This window comes from Sarcina ventriculi (assembly GCF_900456775.1).
Lineage (GTDB): Bacteria > Bacillota > Clostridia > Clostridiales > Clostridiaceae > Sarcina > Sarcina ventriculi.
In genome coordinates, this window is sequence record NZ_UAUL01000008.1 from 83,020 (window position 1) to 96,963 (window position 13,944).

Below are 13,944 nucleotides of genomic sequence, written 5' to 3' on the forward strand. Positions count from 1 at the left end.
TTGACCTATGGGATTTTCCATAGGTCATTTTAAATTTAGATATTATTAGTGACATCATTTTAAATGTATATTAATAACATTTCACATTATAGGTGATTTAGTTTATAATTCCATATGTAGATTTGTTATGATGCTTATTTTCAGTAGAAGATTAATAAGTATGAAGATAATTTTTAAAGAAATGGAGAGATATTTATGGAATTTGATGTATTATGTAAAGAAAAACTTTCTAAATTATTATTTTTAGAAATTGATAAAGATAAATTTATAAATATGTTAGGAGCGGATTCTAAGAATATTAATATAGATGAATTGTATATCCCTATAAATCCTAAATATATATCAAAAGATGTAGCAAAAGGATATAGTTTAGATAAACTTCCTATGAATTATTTACTTGAAGGGATGTTTTTTGCTTTAGGTGCTGATGAAAATTTAAGATTTAATAAAGAGTATAAAAAGATAATACCATTTATAAAAGACGCTATTTTATGTATTAAAAAAATTATATCTGACAAAATAAAAGAGAAAAGTTTAATAGAGGCTTTAATTCTTTTAAAAGGATTAAGTGAAATTGTAAAGGATGAGGAAGTTTATTCAAAACTTTTACTTGTTTGTGAAAGCATAAGGGAAAAAAATAAAAATTATAATATGCTTCAGCTAAGCTTAAGTGAAAAATATAAAGAAGCATGCCCAAAGAGTGCTATGCCATATATATATGCTTCTTTAGCTTACAATGACTTAGAAAATTATGATAAGGCTTATTTGGAAATAAATGAATATTTATCAAAAGGTGGAGAAAAAACAGAAGAGATTCAAGTGTTATATGATGAAATAAAAGACTCTTTAGACTATGAAAAAGGAAAAGATGAGCTTTTAGAAGAACCAGAAATTGCACTTAAAAGACTTTTGCCACTTTCTGATAAATTCCCTGAAAATGCAATAATAAAGTATTATATAGCAACAGCTTATAGAAGGCTTGAAAATTTTGAAAAAGCAATTTATTACTTAAATGAAAGTATTGCTCTTGATAACAATATGGTAGAGCCAATAAATGAACTTGGAATCAATTATGCTTATTTAGGGGATTTTGAAAATGCTTTAAAATGCTTTAAAAAAGCCTTCGAAGCAACAAGAGATATAGAAATTTGCACAAACATAATAATGTGTTATTTAAATTTAAATAAATTAGAAGAAGCTAAACAACATTTAAATATAGCAAAGGCAATAGATAAAGATGATGAGGTTTTAGTTGATATAGAAAGGTATATGAAAAATTTAAGTAAGTAATCTTAAAAGGGAGGGCTTATGTGTATCGAAAACTATTAGATTATAATATATTTTCAGGAAATAAAAGTGAACTTATGGATGAAATTTTAAAAAAAGCTAGAGTTAACATAATATCTGGAAATCCAGAAGTTTTATATAATGGATTAAATAATGAATTTTTGAAGGAAAGTTATAATTCAAAGGATAGTATAATAATACCTGATGGGATAGGAACAATAATAGCATCTAAAGTATTTGGGAAAAAAATAAAAAATAAAATTGCTGGTATAGAAGTTATGGATATGTTATTAGATTATTGTGATAAGAATGAAAAAGCAATATATCTTATAGGAGCTAAAGATAATATTGTTAATAAATGCACTAAGAATATAAAAAATCTATATCCCAAATTAAATATTTTAGGCTGTAGCAATGGTTTTTTTGATATTGGAAGTTGTGATAGTTTAATTGATGATATTAAAAAATTAAAGCCTTTTGCGTTGTTTGTGGCTATGGGTACTCCAAAACAAGAATTGTTTATAGAAAAATACAAAAATAATTTACCATGTACTGTTTTTATGGGGGTTGGTGGAAGTTTTGATGTGTTAGCAGGAACTACTAAAAGAGCACCTCGTTGGATAATAAATATTGGGTTAGAGTGGTTTTACAGAGTGATTAGGGAACCAAAAAGAATAAAAAGATTAAAAGTTATACCCCAATTTATATTTTTATCATGGAAAAATAAAGATAGATGAAAATATTATTTATTGCATGTTATTCACCACTTATAAACAATTCAGCATCCATAGAAGCTTTAATGTATTTAAACAACTTATCAAAAAAAAATGAAGTGCATCTTTTAACAGTTAATTTTCCTAAGGAATCTGTTTATTATGATAAAGAAATTTTATCACTTTTAAACAAAAATATTGTTATTTATAAAATAGGAATAGGAAAAATTTTTGAAAAATTAATGCCTAAAAAAATAAATGACAATAAATTAAAAACAAAAAAAATTACATTCTTAAAGAAAGTAAAAAGTAAAATAATATTTCCTGATATTTATTATTATTGGAGTTTAAAAGCTTCAAAGTTTGCAATACAGCTTATAAAAAAAGAAGGTTTTGATTTAATGTTTTCGATGCATGAGCCACCATCTAGTCATCTTTGTGCTTTGAGAATAAAAAAGATATATAAAAATATTCCATGGATTCTTTATTGGAGTGACCCGTGGATTATGGATGTATCTAGAGAAAATATAGGATTTATAAGAAAAACGTTAGAGGGATTGCAAGAAAGACTAGTAGCAGAGTTTGGGGATAAACATATTTTTGTAACGCAAAAAAATAGAGATTATTTTAAGAAAAAGTATAATTTAAATGAGAGGAATCTTTTTATAATATCTAGAGGTTATGATAAAGAACTTTATGATAAGATAGAAAATGAAAAAAAACCTAAATTATTACTTGAAAATAAAATAAATATTGTATATACAGGAGAAATAATAGAGAATATTAGGGATATAAAGCCTTTTATAGAAGCTATTAAAATGTTAGAGAGCAAAGAGAGTAAGTTATTTAACAGATTAAATATATTATTTTTTGGAAATATAGACAATAATTCATTAATTGAACAACTAAAAGAGTTTAAAAATATTAAAATTAATAAAAGAATAGATTTTAAAGAGGCTTTAAGATACATTATACATAGTGATATTCTATTGTTTTTGGGCAATAAATCATCTATGCAAATACCAGCTAAAATATATGATTATTTAGGTGCTAAAAATCCTGTAATAGTTATTAAGGGGAATAAATATGATAAAATAGAGGAATTAACTAAGGATTTAGAGAAATGTTTTATTACAGAAAATGATTCTTGTGAAATTATAAGGACATTAAAAGAAGTTGTACACAAGATAGACAATGGAGTTAATTTTAAAGAAGAAGAAAAATATAGTTTAACTAATATTAATAAAAATTTAAACAATATTTTTTTATTTTGTAAGAATGGAGATGGTAGTAATGGAAGAAAATATTCAAAAACAATCAACTAAGGAAATGAAGATAATTGATTTTATAGAAGATTTAGCTTCTAGTTCACCAGCCCCAGGTGGAGGAGCAGTAGCGGCTTTATCAGGTGGACTTTCAGTTGCATTAGCTTCTATGATATATAATCTTACAATAGGAAAAAAAATATATAGCAACTTAGATGAAGATATAAGAAATAAATTAGATAAGAATCTAGAAGAATGTAAAACTCTGTGTACACAAATGTTAAATTATATAGATAAGGATAAGGAAGCTTTTTTAAACCTTATGGCGTGTTATAAAATGCCTAAGGAAACACAAGAGGATATAGTTTTGAAAAATGAGGCTATGGAAAAGGCTACTTTAGAGGCTATGAATGTACCATTAAATTTAGCAAAATTAGCTATGAAATTTTATGATAATATATATTTTGCAGTAAAGTATGGAAATAAAAATCTTGTATCAGACGCTAAAATTGCTGCTATAATGTTAAATGCTTGTATAGAAAGTTCAATGGTGAATGTTGAAATAAATTTAAGTTTCTTAAAAAATCAAGATATTAAAAGAAAAATAGAAAAAGAAATGGCACAATTAAACTCAATAAATAATAGTTTGAAAAAAGATATAATGGCTGTACATTATTATAATTAAAAAATAAAAATTCTTAGGGATCATTTTCTCTAAGGATTTTTATTTTTAAAATTTTTTACTTAAGAAAAATCGTTTAATGATTTAAATTCATAACCTTGATTTTTAAGTTCTTTTATAATATCACCTAAGATAGCTAAATTAGTATCAGATACAGCATGAAGAAGCATAACCTCCCCATTATGAGCTTTTTCTAATATTTTCTTTTTACCATCTTCTTTTGAAGGTTGATTATCTGTAAGCCAATCTTTATAAGCAAAGCTCCAAAATACAGAAGTATAGCCTAAATCATCAGTATATTTTAAGGATAAATCACTGTATTTACCCATAGGAGGTCTAAAAAATTTTGGCATTTCTTTGTTTGTAACTTTAGTATACTCTTGTTCGACATCGGTAAATTCTTTATTAAATTTTTCTTGATCTGTAATTGATGCCATAGATGGATGATGTGATGTATGATTGCAAACCAGATGTCCTTCATTCTCCATTCTTAAAATTAAATCTGGATAATCAACTATATATGGCTTTGTAACAAAAAAAGCTGCTGGTACATTATTTTCTTTTAATACATCTAATATTTTTCCTGTATTTCCATTTTCATAACCTTCATCAAAGGTTAGAAATATTTGTTTTTTTGTTTGGTCGCCCACAAAATATACATTATGGTTTTTTAAAAAAGGAGTTTCTTTTGGTGGCGTAACTTCTTTTGTATCTTTATTTAAATTATAGTACCAATTAAATTCTTTACTATCGTATTGTTCTATATTATTTAAATATAGAAAGGCAGATTTATTTGTATGTAATATCCCTAAAAGAGGATTTAATAACATAGAACTTGATAATAAAAAAGCTATTAGTCCATTAAACATAAAATATCACCTCAAGGTTATTATGCCAATAAAGCTAGAATAAATTTATATAATTTTATGGATTAATAGTAAATAAAATGAAAATGAGTTGAAATAAATAATAACCTAGAGTATAATTTTAACGTATAAATTAGAGATAATTACTTTATGAAAGAGAGGATTTACATATATGAAGCTTGGAATAGTTGGATTGCCTAATGTTGGGAAAAGTACTTTATTTAATGCTATAACTAAAGCTGGAGCAGAGTCAGCAAACTATCCATTTTGTACGATAGAACCTAATGTTGGAGTTGTTAGTGTACCCGATAAGAGGCTAGATGTTTTAGAAAAAATATACCAAACAAAGAAAAAAGTTTATACAGCCATAGAATTTTATGATATAGCAGGTCTTGTAAAAGGTGCTAGTAAGGGAGAAGGTTTAGGAAATAAATTCTTATCCCACATAAGAGAAGTTGAAGCAATAGTTCATGTTGTAAGATGCTTTAATGATGAAAATGTTGTTCACGTAGAAGGTTCAGTAGATCCAATTCGTGATATAGAAACAATAAACTTAGAGCTTATATTTGCAGATTTAGAAGTTTTAGAAAGAAGAATGGAAAAATCAATTAAACTTGCAAGATCTGGTGATAAAGTTGCTAAATTTGAATATGGTGTGATGGAAAGAATAAAAGCACAATTAGAAGCTAATAAGCCAGTTAGAACTTTAGAGTTTACAGAAGATGAAGAAAAGTTTGTAAAGACATTGTTTTTAATAACATCAAAGAAGGTTTTATATGCTTGCAACATATCAGAAGATGATATGGTATCAGGTAATATAGAGAATGATTTTGTTAAAAAAGTTCAAGGGTATGCTAAAGAAGAAAATTCAGGATGCATGGTAGTTTGTGCAAAACTTGAAGAAGAATTATCAGGTTTAGACGAAGAAGAAAAAAGAGAAATGCTAGAAGAGTATGGATTAGAAGAATCAGGTCTTGATAAACTTATCCAAGCAAGTTACACTCTTTTAGGTCTTATGAGCTTCTTAACAGCAGGGGTACAAGAAGTTAGAGCTTGGACTATAAAACAAGGTACAAAAGCTCCTCAAGCTGCTGGTAAAATTCATACTGATATAGAAAGAGGTTTTATAAGGGCAGAAATCGTAAGCTATGATGATTTAGTTGAATGCGGATCAGAAGCTGCAGCTAAAGAAAAAGGCCTTTATAGATTAGAAGGTAAAGAATATGTAATGAAAGATGGAGACATTGTTAACTTTAGATTTAATGTATAGAAAAACTTTTTATCCATTTTGAATTTATACAAATGAAAATTTACCACAATGTATTGAATTTATAAAATAAAAAATTTCAATATGTTGTGGTTTTTTATTAGTTTAATGTATAAAGATTCTCTATGTTTAGACAAAATAAAATAGATTATATTAAAATATATAATAAAAAAATAATATTTAGTAATTAGAAGACTATATATGTTGTAATTTATTTAAATTTGGTTAAATATTTGGATTGAAAATTTTAGATTAATAAAGGTTTTAACTTATAAAAATAGAATTAAATTATATCTAATTTAATTAATATGAGTAATAAATAAAAATATGATAAAAAACTAATGATTTAAGGAGAAAAATATGGAGTTTAAACATATTTCAGTTTTATTAAATGAATGTATAGAAGGTTTAAATATAAAGGAAGATGGAATATATGTAGATGGAACGCTAGGGGGAGCAGGTCATTCTAGTGAAATTGTAAAAAATCTTTGTGAAAGAGGAAGATTAATTGGTATAGATCAAGATAAAGATGCATTAAAGGCAGCAAAAGAAAAATTAAAAGATTATAATAATGTAACATTTGTTCATAGTAACTTTTATAATATTGAAAATATATTGCATGATTTAAATATAGCAGGGGTTGATGGAATACTTATGGATCTTGGTGTGTCTTCTTATCAATTAGATAATGGTGAGAGAGGATTTAGCTACATGCAAGATGCACCTTTAGATATGAGAATGAACAGAGAAAATTCATTATCAGCTTATGAAGTTATAAATAGTTATTCAGAAGAAGATTTGTTTAGAATAATAAAGGATTATGGTGAGGAAAAATTTGCCAAAAGGATTGCTAATTTTATAATTAATAAAAGAAAAGAAAAAAATATAGAATCCACTTTAGAATTAGTTGATGTAATAAAGGCGGCAATTCCTGCTAAGGCAAGACGTGAAGGACCACATCCGGCTAAGAGAACATTTCAAGCTATAAGAATAGAAGTTAATAAAGAACTTGAAATAATAGAGAAAACTATAAGAGATGGTGTAGAAAGGTTAAATGTAGGGGGAAGGATGGCTATAATAACATTCCATTCTTTAGAAGATAGAATTGTAAAGACAGTTTATAAAAATTTGGCTAACCCATGTACGTGCCCAAGTAGTTTTCCTGTATGTGTATGTAATAAAAAGCCGATAGTCAAGATTATTACTAGAAAGCCAATAGAAGCATCAAAGGAAGAATTAGATTATAATCCAAGAAGTAGAAGTGCAAAACTTAGAATAATAGAAAAAATTTAATTAAATGTATTGGTCAAGGGGGGACTTATATGATTTTTAAAGATTATGATTACGTAGATGAAAATTGTTTTTTAGATAATGGAAGCAATGCTGTTAAAATACAGGAAAAAAGCTATATAGATAAGAAGCAGGGTGGAAAAAGAACTAATAAAAATAAAAAAAAGAAGGGGTTAATATATTTTTTAATAAAGAATAATATGTTAATAATAATATCTTTAATATTTGTTTTAGGTTTCACTATAATATCTAGGGATGGGAAAGTTTATCAAATGCAAAATCAACTTTCAAAAATAAATAGAGATATATCTAGTACAATTAGTGATAATGAGGCTTTAGAAGTGAAAATATTAAAGTCAATTTCTTTAGACGACATTGCAAGTATAGCTAAAAATAGATTAAGCATGATATTTCCAACTAAAGATGATATTTTAAATTTAGAAGGATAAAAGTTAAATAGTGTTTTATTTTAAAGCTTAACATATTGTTATGCAACTTAACATATTAATTAGGGATGGTTTATTAAATCCCTAATTTTTTTATTTTATGGAGGTTGCAATTTATGAGAGGAAATTATACTGACAGTGCGAAGATGAAAAAGAGAATGTATATAGTTTTATGTTTTGTATCCGTTGTTCTTTTAGTTTTAACAATAAGACTTTCTTACATAATGATATTTAAAAGTGATGAATACTCAGAACTTGCTGTAGAACAATGGACGAGTGAAGTTAAGATATCAGCTAAAAGAGGAAAAATTTTAGATAGAAATGGAGAAGAACTTGCTATAAGTGCTAATGTATATAGAGTGGATTTTGATTTAAATGCCATAAGAGATTATAACAAAGAAAATGGAACAACTAATGAACAATTAGCAGAGAAGATAGCAAATGCTTTAAATGTTGAGTATGATACTGTTTTAAAAAAATTAGAATATAGACTTCCGTCAGGAAAAGCGGCAGGTGCTGCAATAATGTCTAGGAGAATTGAAAAAGAGTATGCAGATAATGTTAAGGCATTAGATATAACAGGGGTTATAGTTTCACCAGATACTAAAAGATATTATCCTAAAGGTGCTTTTTTATCCCATGCTTTAGGAACAACAAATTCAGATGGGGTAGGGTTAAATGGAATAGAACTTCAATATGATTCAATTTTATCTGGAACGCCAGGAGTTAGAATAACTGAAATTGAAGATAGTAATTTAGAAACAACGAGTATAATATCTAAATTTACGGCACCAGTGGATGGAAAGGATGTGGTTTTAACTATTGATAGTACCATTCAGTATTTTGCAGAAAAGATAGCTGAAATAGCCTTAAAAGAGCATAATGCAGATGCGGTAACAATATTAGTTATGAATCCTAATAATGGAGAGGTGTTAGCTATGGCTAATATGCCAGATTTTGATCCTAATAAGCCTTATGAGGGAGCAGAAAGTTTTACTGGAGAAACGGTAGCTGAAAAGGTGCAAAAAATGTGGAGAAATAGAAGTGTTTCAGATTCTTTTGAGCCAGGTTCAATATTTAAGATAGTTACAGCTTCAGCAGCTCTTGAGGAAGGTCTTGCAGGTGAAGATGAAACATATGAATGCAGTGGAGGAACTCATATTTTAGGGAAATACGTTAGATGTTGGAAACATGGAGGACATGGAACACAAAGTTTTGATGAAATCCTTCAAAATTCATGTAATGTTGCTTTTATGCAACTTGGAGAAAAACTTGGAGCAGAAACTTTGAATAAATATATAAAGTTATTTGGTCTTGGATCTAAATCAGGTGTTGACCTTCCAGGAGAGACACCAGGTATAGTTAAAAAAACTGAAAAGATAACAGAACTTGATTTAGCAACGATAGCATTTGGACAAACAAACACAGTAAATTGCATTCAGTTTTTAAGTGCAGTTAATACAGTTGCAAATGGAGGAAATTTAATCCAACCTCATTTAGTTAAAGAAATAAGTCATATAGATTCAACTGGAAATACTGTTACAGATGAGACTTTTGAACCTAATATAACTAGTGGTTTTTTAAGTGAGGAAACTATAAATAGAATGAGAAGTGCTTTGGAGAAAACAGTTCATTACGGTTCACCAAAAGCAACCTATATGGAGGGGTATGGAATAGCTGGAAAAACAGGAACAGCCCAAAAGGTAAATTCTGAAACTGGAGGATATGGAGCAGGGTATATAGCATCATTTGTTGGTTTTGCACCATATAATGATCCACAAATTTCTGTATTGATATCAGTTGACAATCCAAAAAATGGAGAATATTATGGAGGAAGAGTTGCAGCACCACTTGCAAATATGTTATTTACAGAATTATTTAATTATATTGATTTAACAAAGTTTAACTTAGATGAATCTTTAAAAATTGAAAAAGCAGTAGTTCCTGAGGTTAGAGGTCTTGATTATAGTGAAGCTAGGAAGATGTTAATGGACAATGGATTTGAAGTTGAATTGGGTGAAAATGATGGAGAAGATGCAGGAAGTGTGGTCACAGATATGTTGCCAAAGCCAGGATATTCAATAAGCTCAGGATCTAAGATAACACTTTACACAGGTAGTGGTACAACATATAATAAAGATATTATAGTTCCAGATTTTACAGGGTATTCTAAAGAAGAGGCTCAAGAAATATTGCAATCTCTTGGAATAAAAGGGGAATTTCAAGGAGAGGGAACTGTTATAGTGGGGCAAAACGTAGAGTTTGGAGAAATAGTAAAGGATGGAGATACAATAAACTTTACTTTGGGGAAATTATAATAAACATTTAGTGATAAATAAGGGGTTAAGGTTAGGTGAAGCTAGTGAGTAACATGAATAAAAAGAAGACAAATAAACATCCAAAAAAGCACAAAAATATAAAAAAAAGGCGCATAGCCATTGTATTAGCTAGTTGTGTATTAACATCAAGTGCTCTTATTGTGAGGCTTGGGTATATTATGACTAGTAAGCAAAAGGTGTATGCAAGTATGGCTAATGAACAGTGGACAAGTGAGGTGAAAATTAATGCTAAGAGGGGTAGAATACTAGACTCTGAGGGTAATGAATTAGCCGTAAGTGCAAATGTGTATAGGGTGGATTTGGATTTAAATACATTAAGAAGTTACATGAAAAAAAATAAATTAAGCAATGATGATATATCTAAAGCTTTAAGTGAAGCTTTAGATATGGAATATAATAGTATACTAGATAAGTTAGATTTAAAATTATCAAGTGGAGTTCCAGCAAATTCGGCAACATTAGCTAGGCAAATAGAAAAAGATAAGGCAGATAAGGTAAAACAGTTGAATTTTTCGGGCGTTGTTATATCAGAAGATATAAAAAGATATTATCCTAATAATAATTTTTTATCTAAAGTTTTAGGTGTTGTCAATTCAGATGGGGTTGGTATAACTGGAATCGAGGCTTATTATAATACACATTTATCGGGAACTCCTGGAATACTTATAAGTCAAGTTGATAAAATAAATAATGATATACCATATGATACTTCAAAACTTACAGATGCTGTAGATGGAAAGGATATAAATCTTACTATAAACAGTAAAATACAATATATTTGTGAAGAGATTGCACAAGAAGCAGCAAATGAGCAAAAAGCAGATGGAGTAACAATAATAATTACAAATCCAAAGACTGGGGAAATAATAGCAATGGCTAATAAGCCAGATTTTGATGCTAATCACCCATATAGTGTTCAGGAAAATTTTTTAGGAGAAACAGTAGCAGAAAAAATTCAAAGTATGTGGAAGAATAACGCAGTTTCTTTTTCGTTTGAGCCAGGATCTATATTTAAAATGTTATTAGGTGCAATTGCTATTGAAGAGGGGATTGTGGGAGATAATGAAACATATACTTGTAATGGAGGACTAAATATAGATGGAACTTACGTGAAATGTTGGAAAGAAGGGGGACATGGGATTCAAACTTATGCACAAACTCTTCAAAATTCATGTAATGTAGCCACTATGCAAATAGCTAGTAAACTTGGGAAAGAAACTTTAAATGAATATTTAGAAAAATTTGGACTTGGGCATTCTTCAGGTGTTGATTTACCAGAAGAAGTAACAGGAGTTATAAAAAGTAATGAAGATATTACAAACCTTGATTTAGCAACAATCTCTTTTGGTCAAACCAATACAGTAAATCCGATTCAATTTATGGCTGCTTTAAATTCAGTTATAAATGGTGGAAGATTAATTCAGCCACATCTTATGAAAAATATAAGTCACTTAGATAAAATAAGTGGAGCTTGTGTTATTGATGAAAAGTTTGAACCTAATATTAAAGAAAATGTAATAAGCAATGAAACATCTGAAAAATTAAGAGAAATTTTAAGAACTGTGGTTACTGAAGGAACTTGTAAAAATGTTGAAGTTTCAGGTCTTGAAATTGCGGGTAAGACAGGAACAGCTGAAAAAATAAATTCAAGTACTGGAACTTATGGAGCAGGATATGTATCATCATTTGTTGGATTTGCACCATATAATGATCCAGTAATATCAGTAATGGTTATGATTGATAATCCTAAATCTGGAGAACATTTTGGAGGAGTAATAGCAACGCCAGTTGCACAAAAAGTTTTTAACTCCATATCAGATTATATCGAAAATATTGAATTAAATAGTAAAAATGGTACTAATGATGTTATAATTCCTAATATTATAGGTAAAGATGTTGAAAATGCTGAGAAAATTTTAGAAGATTTAAATATTCAATTTACAGCGGAAGGAGATGGTGGTAAGATTGGTAATGTAAGTCCTATACCTGGGGCTTTAGTTAGTTTAGGTTCTAAAATAACTATAGAGACAAGTGATACTTCATATTATAATAACTCTGTAATTATGCCTGACTTTACAGGATATAGAAAAGATGAGGCAGAAGATATTTTAACATCTTTAGGGTTAAAATGTTATTTTAAAGGTAATACAGATGGAGTGGTTGCAGGGCAAAATATAGAGGCTGGAAGTCTTATAAAGACTAGTTCATATATAAAATTAACATTACAATAAAAAATAGCATGTGCTTTTTAGGTCACATGCTAGTATTTTGAATAGATATTTTGCTTTACTAAAACTTTAAGGAGTGGATTAAATGATTTTAAAAGATGTACTAAAAGGATTAGATTATATTGTATTAAATGGAGATATAAATAGAAAAATTAATAAAATATGTTATGATAATAGAAAAATAGAGCAAGAAGATGTTTTTGTATGTATTAAAGGATTTAAAGTAGATGGACATTCTTTCGTAGAAGATGCTATAAAAAAAGGTGCTAAAGCTATTATAGTTCAAGAAGATGTAAGTACAACTTCTGATGTTTCTGTAATAAAGGTGAAGAATACTAGACAAGCTTTAGCAGTAATTGCTTCAAATTTTTATGATAATCCAAAAGATAAGCTAAATATAATTGGAATAACAGGGACTAATGGAAAAACAACATCAGCCTTTATAATAAAATCTATATTAGAAAAGGCAGGATATAAGACAGGTCTTATAGGAACTATTGCAAATTATATAGGAAATGAAAAAATAGATTCTGTAAGGACAACACCAGAATCCTTAGAACTTCATGAATTATTTAATGAAATGGTACAAAAAGGTGTAAAATATTGTGTTATGGAGGTATCTTCTCATTCTTTAGCACTTGATAGGGTTTATGGGGTCAAGTTTATATGTGGAATATTTACAAACCTTACACGTGATCATTTAGATTTCCACAAAACATTTGAAAATTATTATATGGCAAAAGCAAAACTTTTTGAAAGATCTAATTATTCAATAATCAATATAGATGATTCATATGGTAGAAATCTTATAGAAGATATAAAAAAGAAAAATATAAATACTTTGATAAAAACAATATCAATAGAAAGTGAAGCAGATTTTAAAGCTTGTAAAATAAATGGAGATTCTTTAGGTTCTAGGTTTAAAATGGAAGCTGAAGGGAATATTTATAATATAGAAATAAATATTCCAGGACTTTATAATGTGCACAATGTTTTAGGATGTATTGCATGTGCAAGAAATTTAAATATATCTATGGAAACTATAAAAGAAGCTGTTTTAGATATAGTAGTTCCAGGTAGATGTGAAATGGTAGCAAAAAATAAAAACCTTCCATATACAATAATTGTAGATTATGCACATACTCCAGATGGATTAGAAAATATACTAAATACTATAAGAGGATTTGTTAAAGGAAAAATAATTACAGTCTTTGGTTGTGGAGGAGATAGAGATAAAGTTAAAAGACCACAAATGGGTGAAATTGCTTGTAAACTATCAGATATAGCAATTATAACTTCTGATAATCCAAGGAGTGAAGAACCTATGGCAATTATAGAAGATATTAAAAATGGTTTAGCTTATAATAATTATATTGTAGAAGAAAATAGAGCAAAAGCTATAGAAAAAGCAATAGATATGGCTAAACAAAATGATGTGATATTAATTGCTGGAAAAGGTCACGAGACATATCAAATACTAAAGGATAAAACAATACACTTTGATGAGAGAGAAGTTATTGTTGATATATTAAATAAAAAAGAAAAATAGAGGTGTTTACAA

Annotated in this window: 11 protein-coding genes; 10 read left to right on the plus strand and 1 reads right to left on the minus strand. The window is 28.0% G+C overall.

Translation table 11 applies throughout. The features are described from left to right. The first annotated feature begins 195 nt into the window (after nucleotides 1–195). Genes DR020_RS07030 through DR020_RS07045 form a run of 4 tightly spaced genes read left to right on the plus strand, consistent with a single transcriptional unit; the run spans nucleotide 196 to nucleotide 3,950 of the window. Entirely contained in the window at nucleotides 196–1,290 is a 1,095-nt protein-coding gene (locus tag DR020_RS07030; RefSeq protein ID WP_112365598.1) for a tetratricopeptide repeat protein, read from the plus strand. Nucleotides 1,291–1,310: 20 nt separating this feature from the next. After that, nucleotides 1,311–2,024, plus strand: coding sequence for a WecB/TagA/CpsF family glycosyltransferase (locus tag DR020_RS07035; protein ID WP_112365599.1), 714 nt, complete (start codon nucleotides 1,311–1,313; stop codon nucleotides 2,022–2,024). Then, nucleotides 2,021–3,325, plus strand: coding sequence for a glycosyltransferase (locus tag DR020_RS07040; protein ID WP_112365600.1), 1,305 nt, complete (start codon nucleotides 2,021–2,023; stop codon nucleotides 3,323–3,325). Before DR020_RS07035 ends, DR020_RS07040 begins: the two co-directional genes overlap by 4 nt. Next, nucleotides 3,294–3,950: a cyclodeaminase/cyclohydrolase family protein gene (locus DR020_RS07045; RefSeq protein WP_235865675.1), complete on the plus strand. Its 657-nt coding sequence runs from the start codon at nucleotides 3,294–3,296 to the stop codon at nucleotides 3,948–3,950. The genes DR020_RS07040 and DR020_RS07045 overlap by 32 nt, the downstream gene beginning before the upstream one ends. Before the next feature lie 59 nt (nucleotides 3,951–4,009). On the opposite strand, the gene pdaA is transcribed toward DR020_RS07045, so the two are convergent. Continuing rightward, nucleotides 4,010–4,816, minus strand: coding sequence for a delta-lactam-biosynthetic de-N-acetylase (gene pdaA, locus DR020_RS07050; protein WP_055257306.1), 807 nt, complete (start codon nucleotides 4,814–4,816; stop codon nucleotides 4,010–4,012). Nucleotides 4,817–4,985: 169 nt separating this feature from the next. Here pdaA and ychF point away from each other — a divergent pair, with 169 nt between their 5' ends. From ychF to DR020_RS07080, 6 genes are all read left to right on the plus strand, one after another. Next, complete coding sequence (ychF, locus tag DR020_RS07055; RefSeq protein WP_055257305.1) at nucleotides 4,986–6,083, plus strand: redox-regulated ATPase YchF; 1,098 nt, start codon at nucleotides 4,986–4,988, stop codon at nucleotides 6,081–6,083. A 357-nt stretch (nucleotides 6,084–6,440) separates the two neighbouring features. After that, a complete protein-coding gene (gene rsmH / locus DR020_RS07060; protein WP_055257304.1) occupies nucleotides 6,441–7,373 on the plus strand; it encodes a 16S rRNA (cytosine(1402)-N(4))-methyltransferase RsmH in 933 nt (310 codons plus the stop codon). 29 nt (nucleotides 7,374–7,402) lie between these two features. Beyond that, nucleotides 7,403–7,819: a cell division protein FtsL gene (locus DR020_RS07065; RefSeq protein WP_112365601.1), complete on the plus strand. Its 417-nt coding sequence runs from the start codon at nucleotides 7,403–7,405 to the stop codon at nucleotides 7,817–7,819. A 113-nt stretch (nucleotides 7,820–7,932) separates the two neighbouring features. Beyond that, nucleotides 7,933–10,134 (plus strand): stage V sporulation protein D, encoded by a 2,202-nt coding sequence (locus DR020_RS07070; RefSeq protein ID WP_112365602.1) that lies wholly within the window; start codon nucleotides 7,933–7,935, stop codon nucleotides 10,132–10,134. Nucleotides 10,135–10,187: 53 nt separating this feature from the next. After that, nucleotides 10,188–12,386: a stage V sporulation protein D gene (locus tag DR020_RS07075; RefSeq protein WP_112365603.1), complete on the plus strand. Its 2,199-nt coding sequence runs from the start codon at nucleotides 10,188–10,190 to the stop codon at nucleotides 12,384–12,386. An 82-nt stretch (nucleotides 12,387–12,468) separates the two neighbouring features. Then, a complete protein-coding gene (locus tag DR020_RS07080; RefSeq protein WP_058992076.1) occupies nucleotides 12,469–13,932 on the plus strand; it encodes a UDP-N-acetylmuramoyl-L-alanyl-D-glutamate--2,6-diaminopimelate ligase in 1,464 nt (487 codons plus the stop codon). The last annotated feature ends 12 nt before the right edge of the window (nucleotides 13,933–13,944 follow it).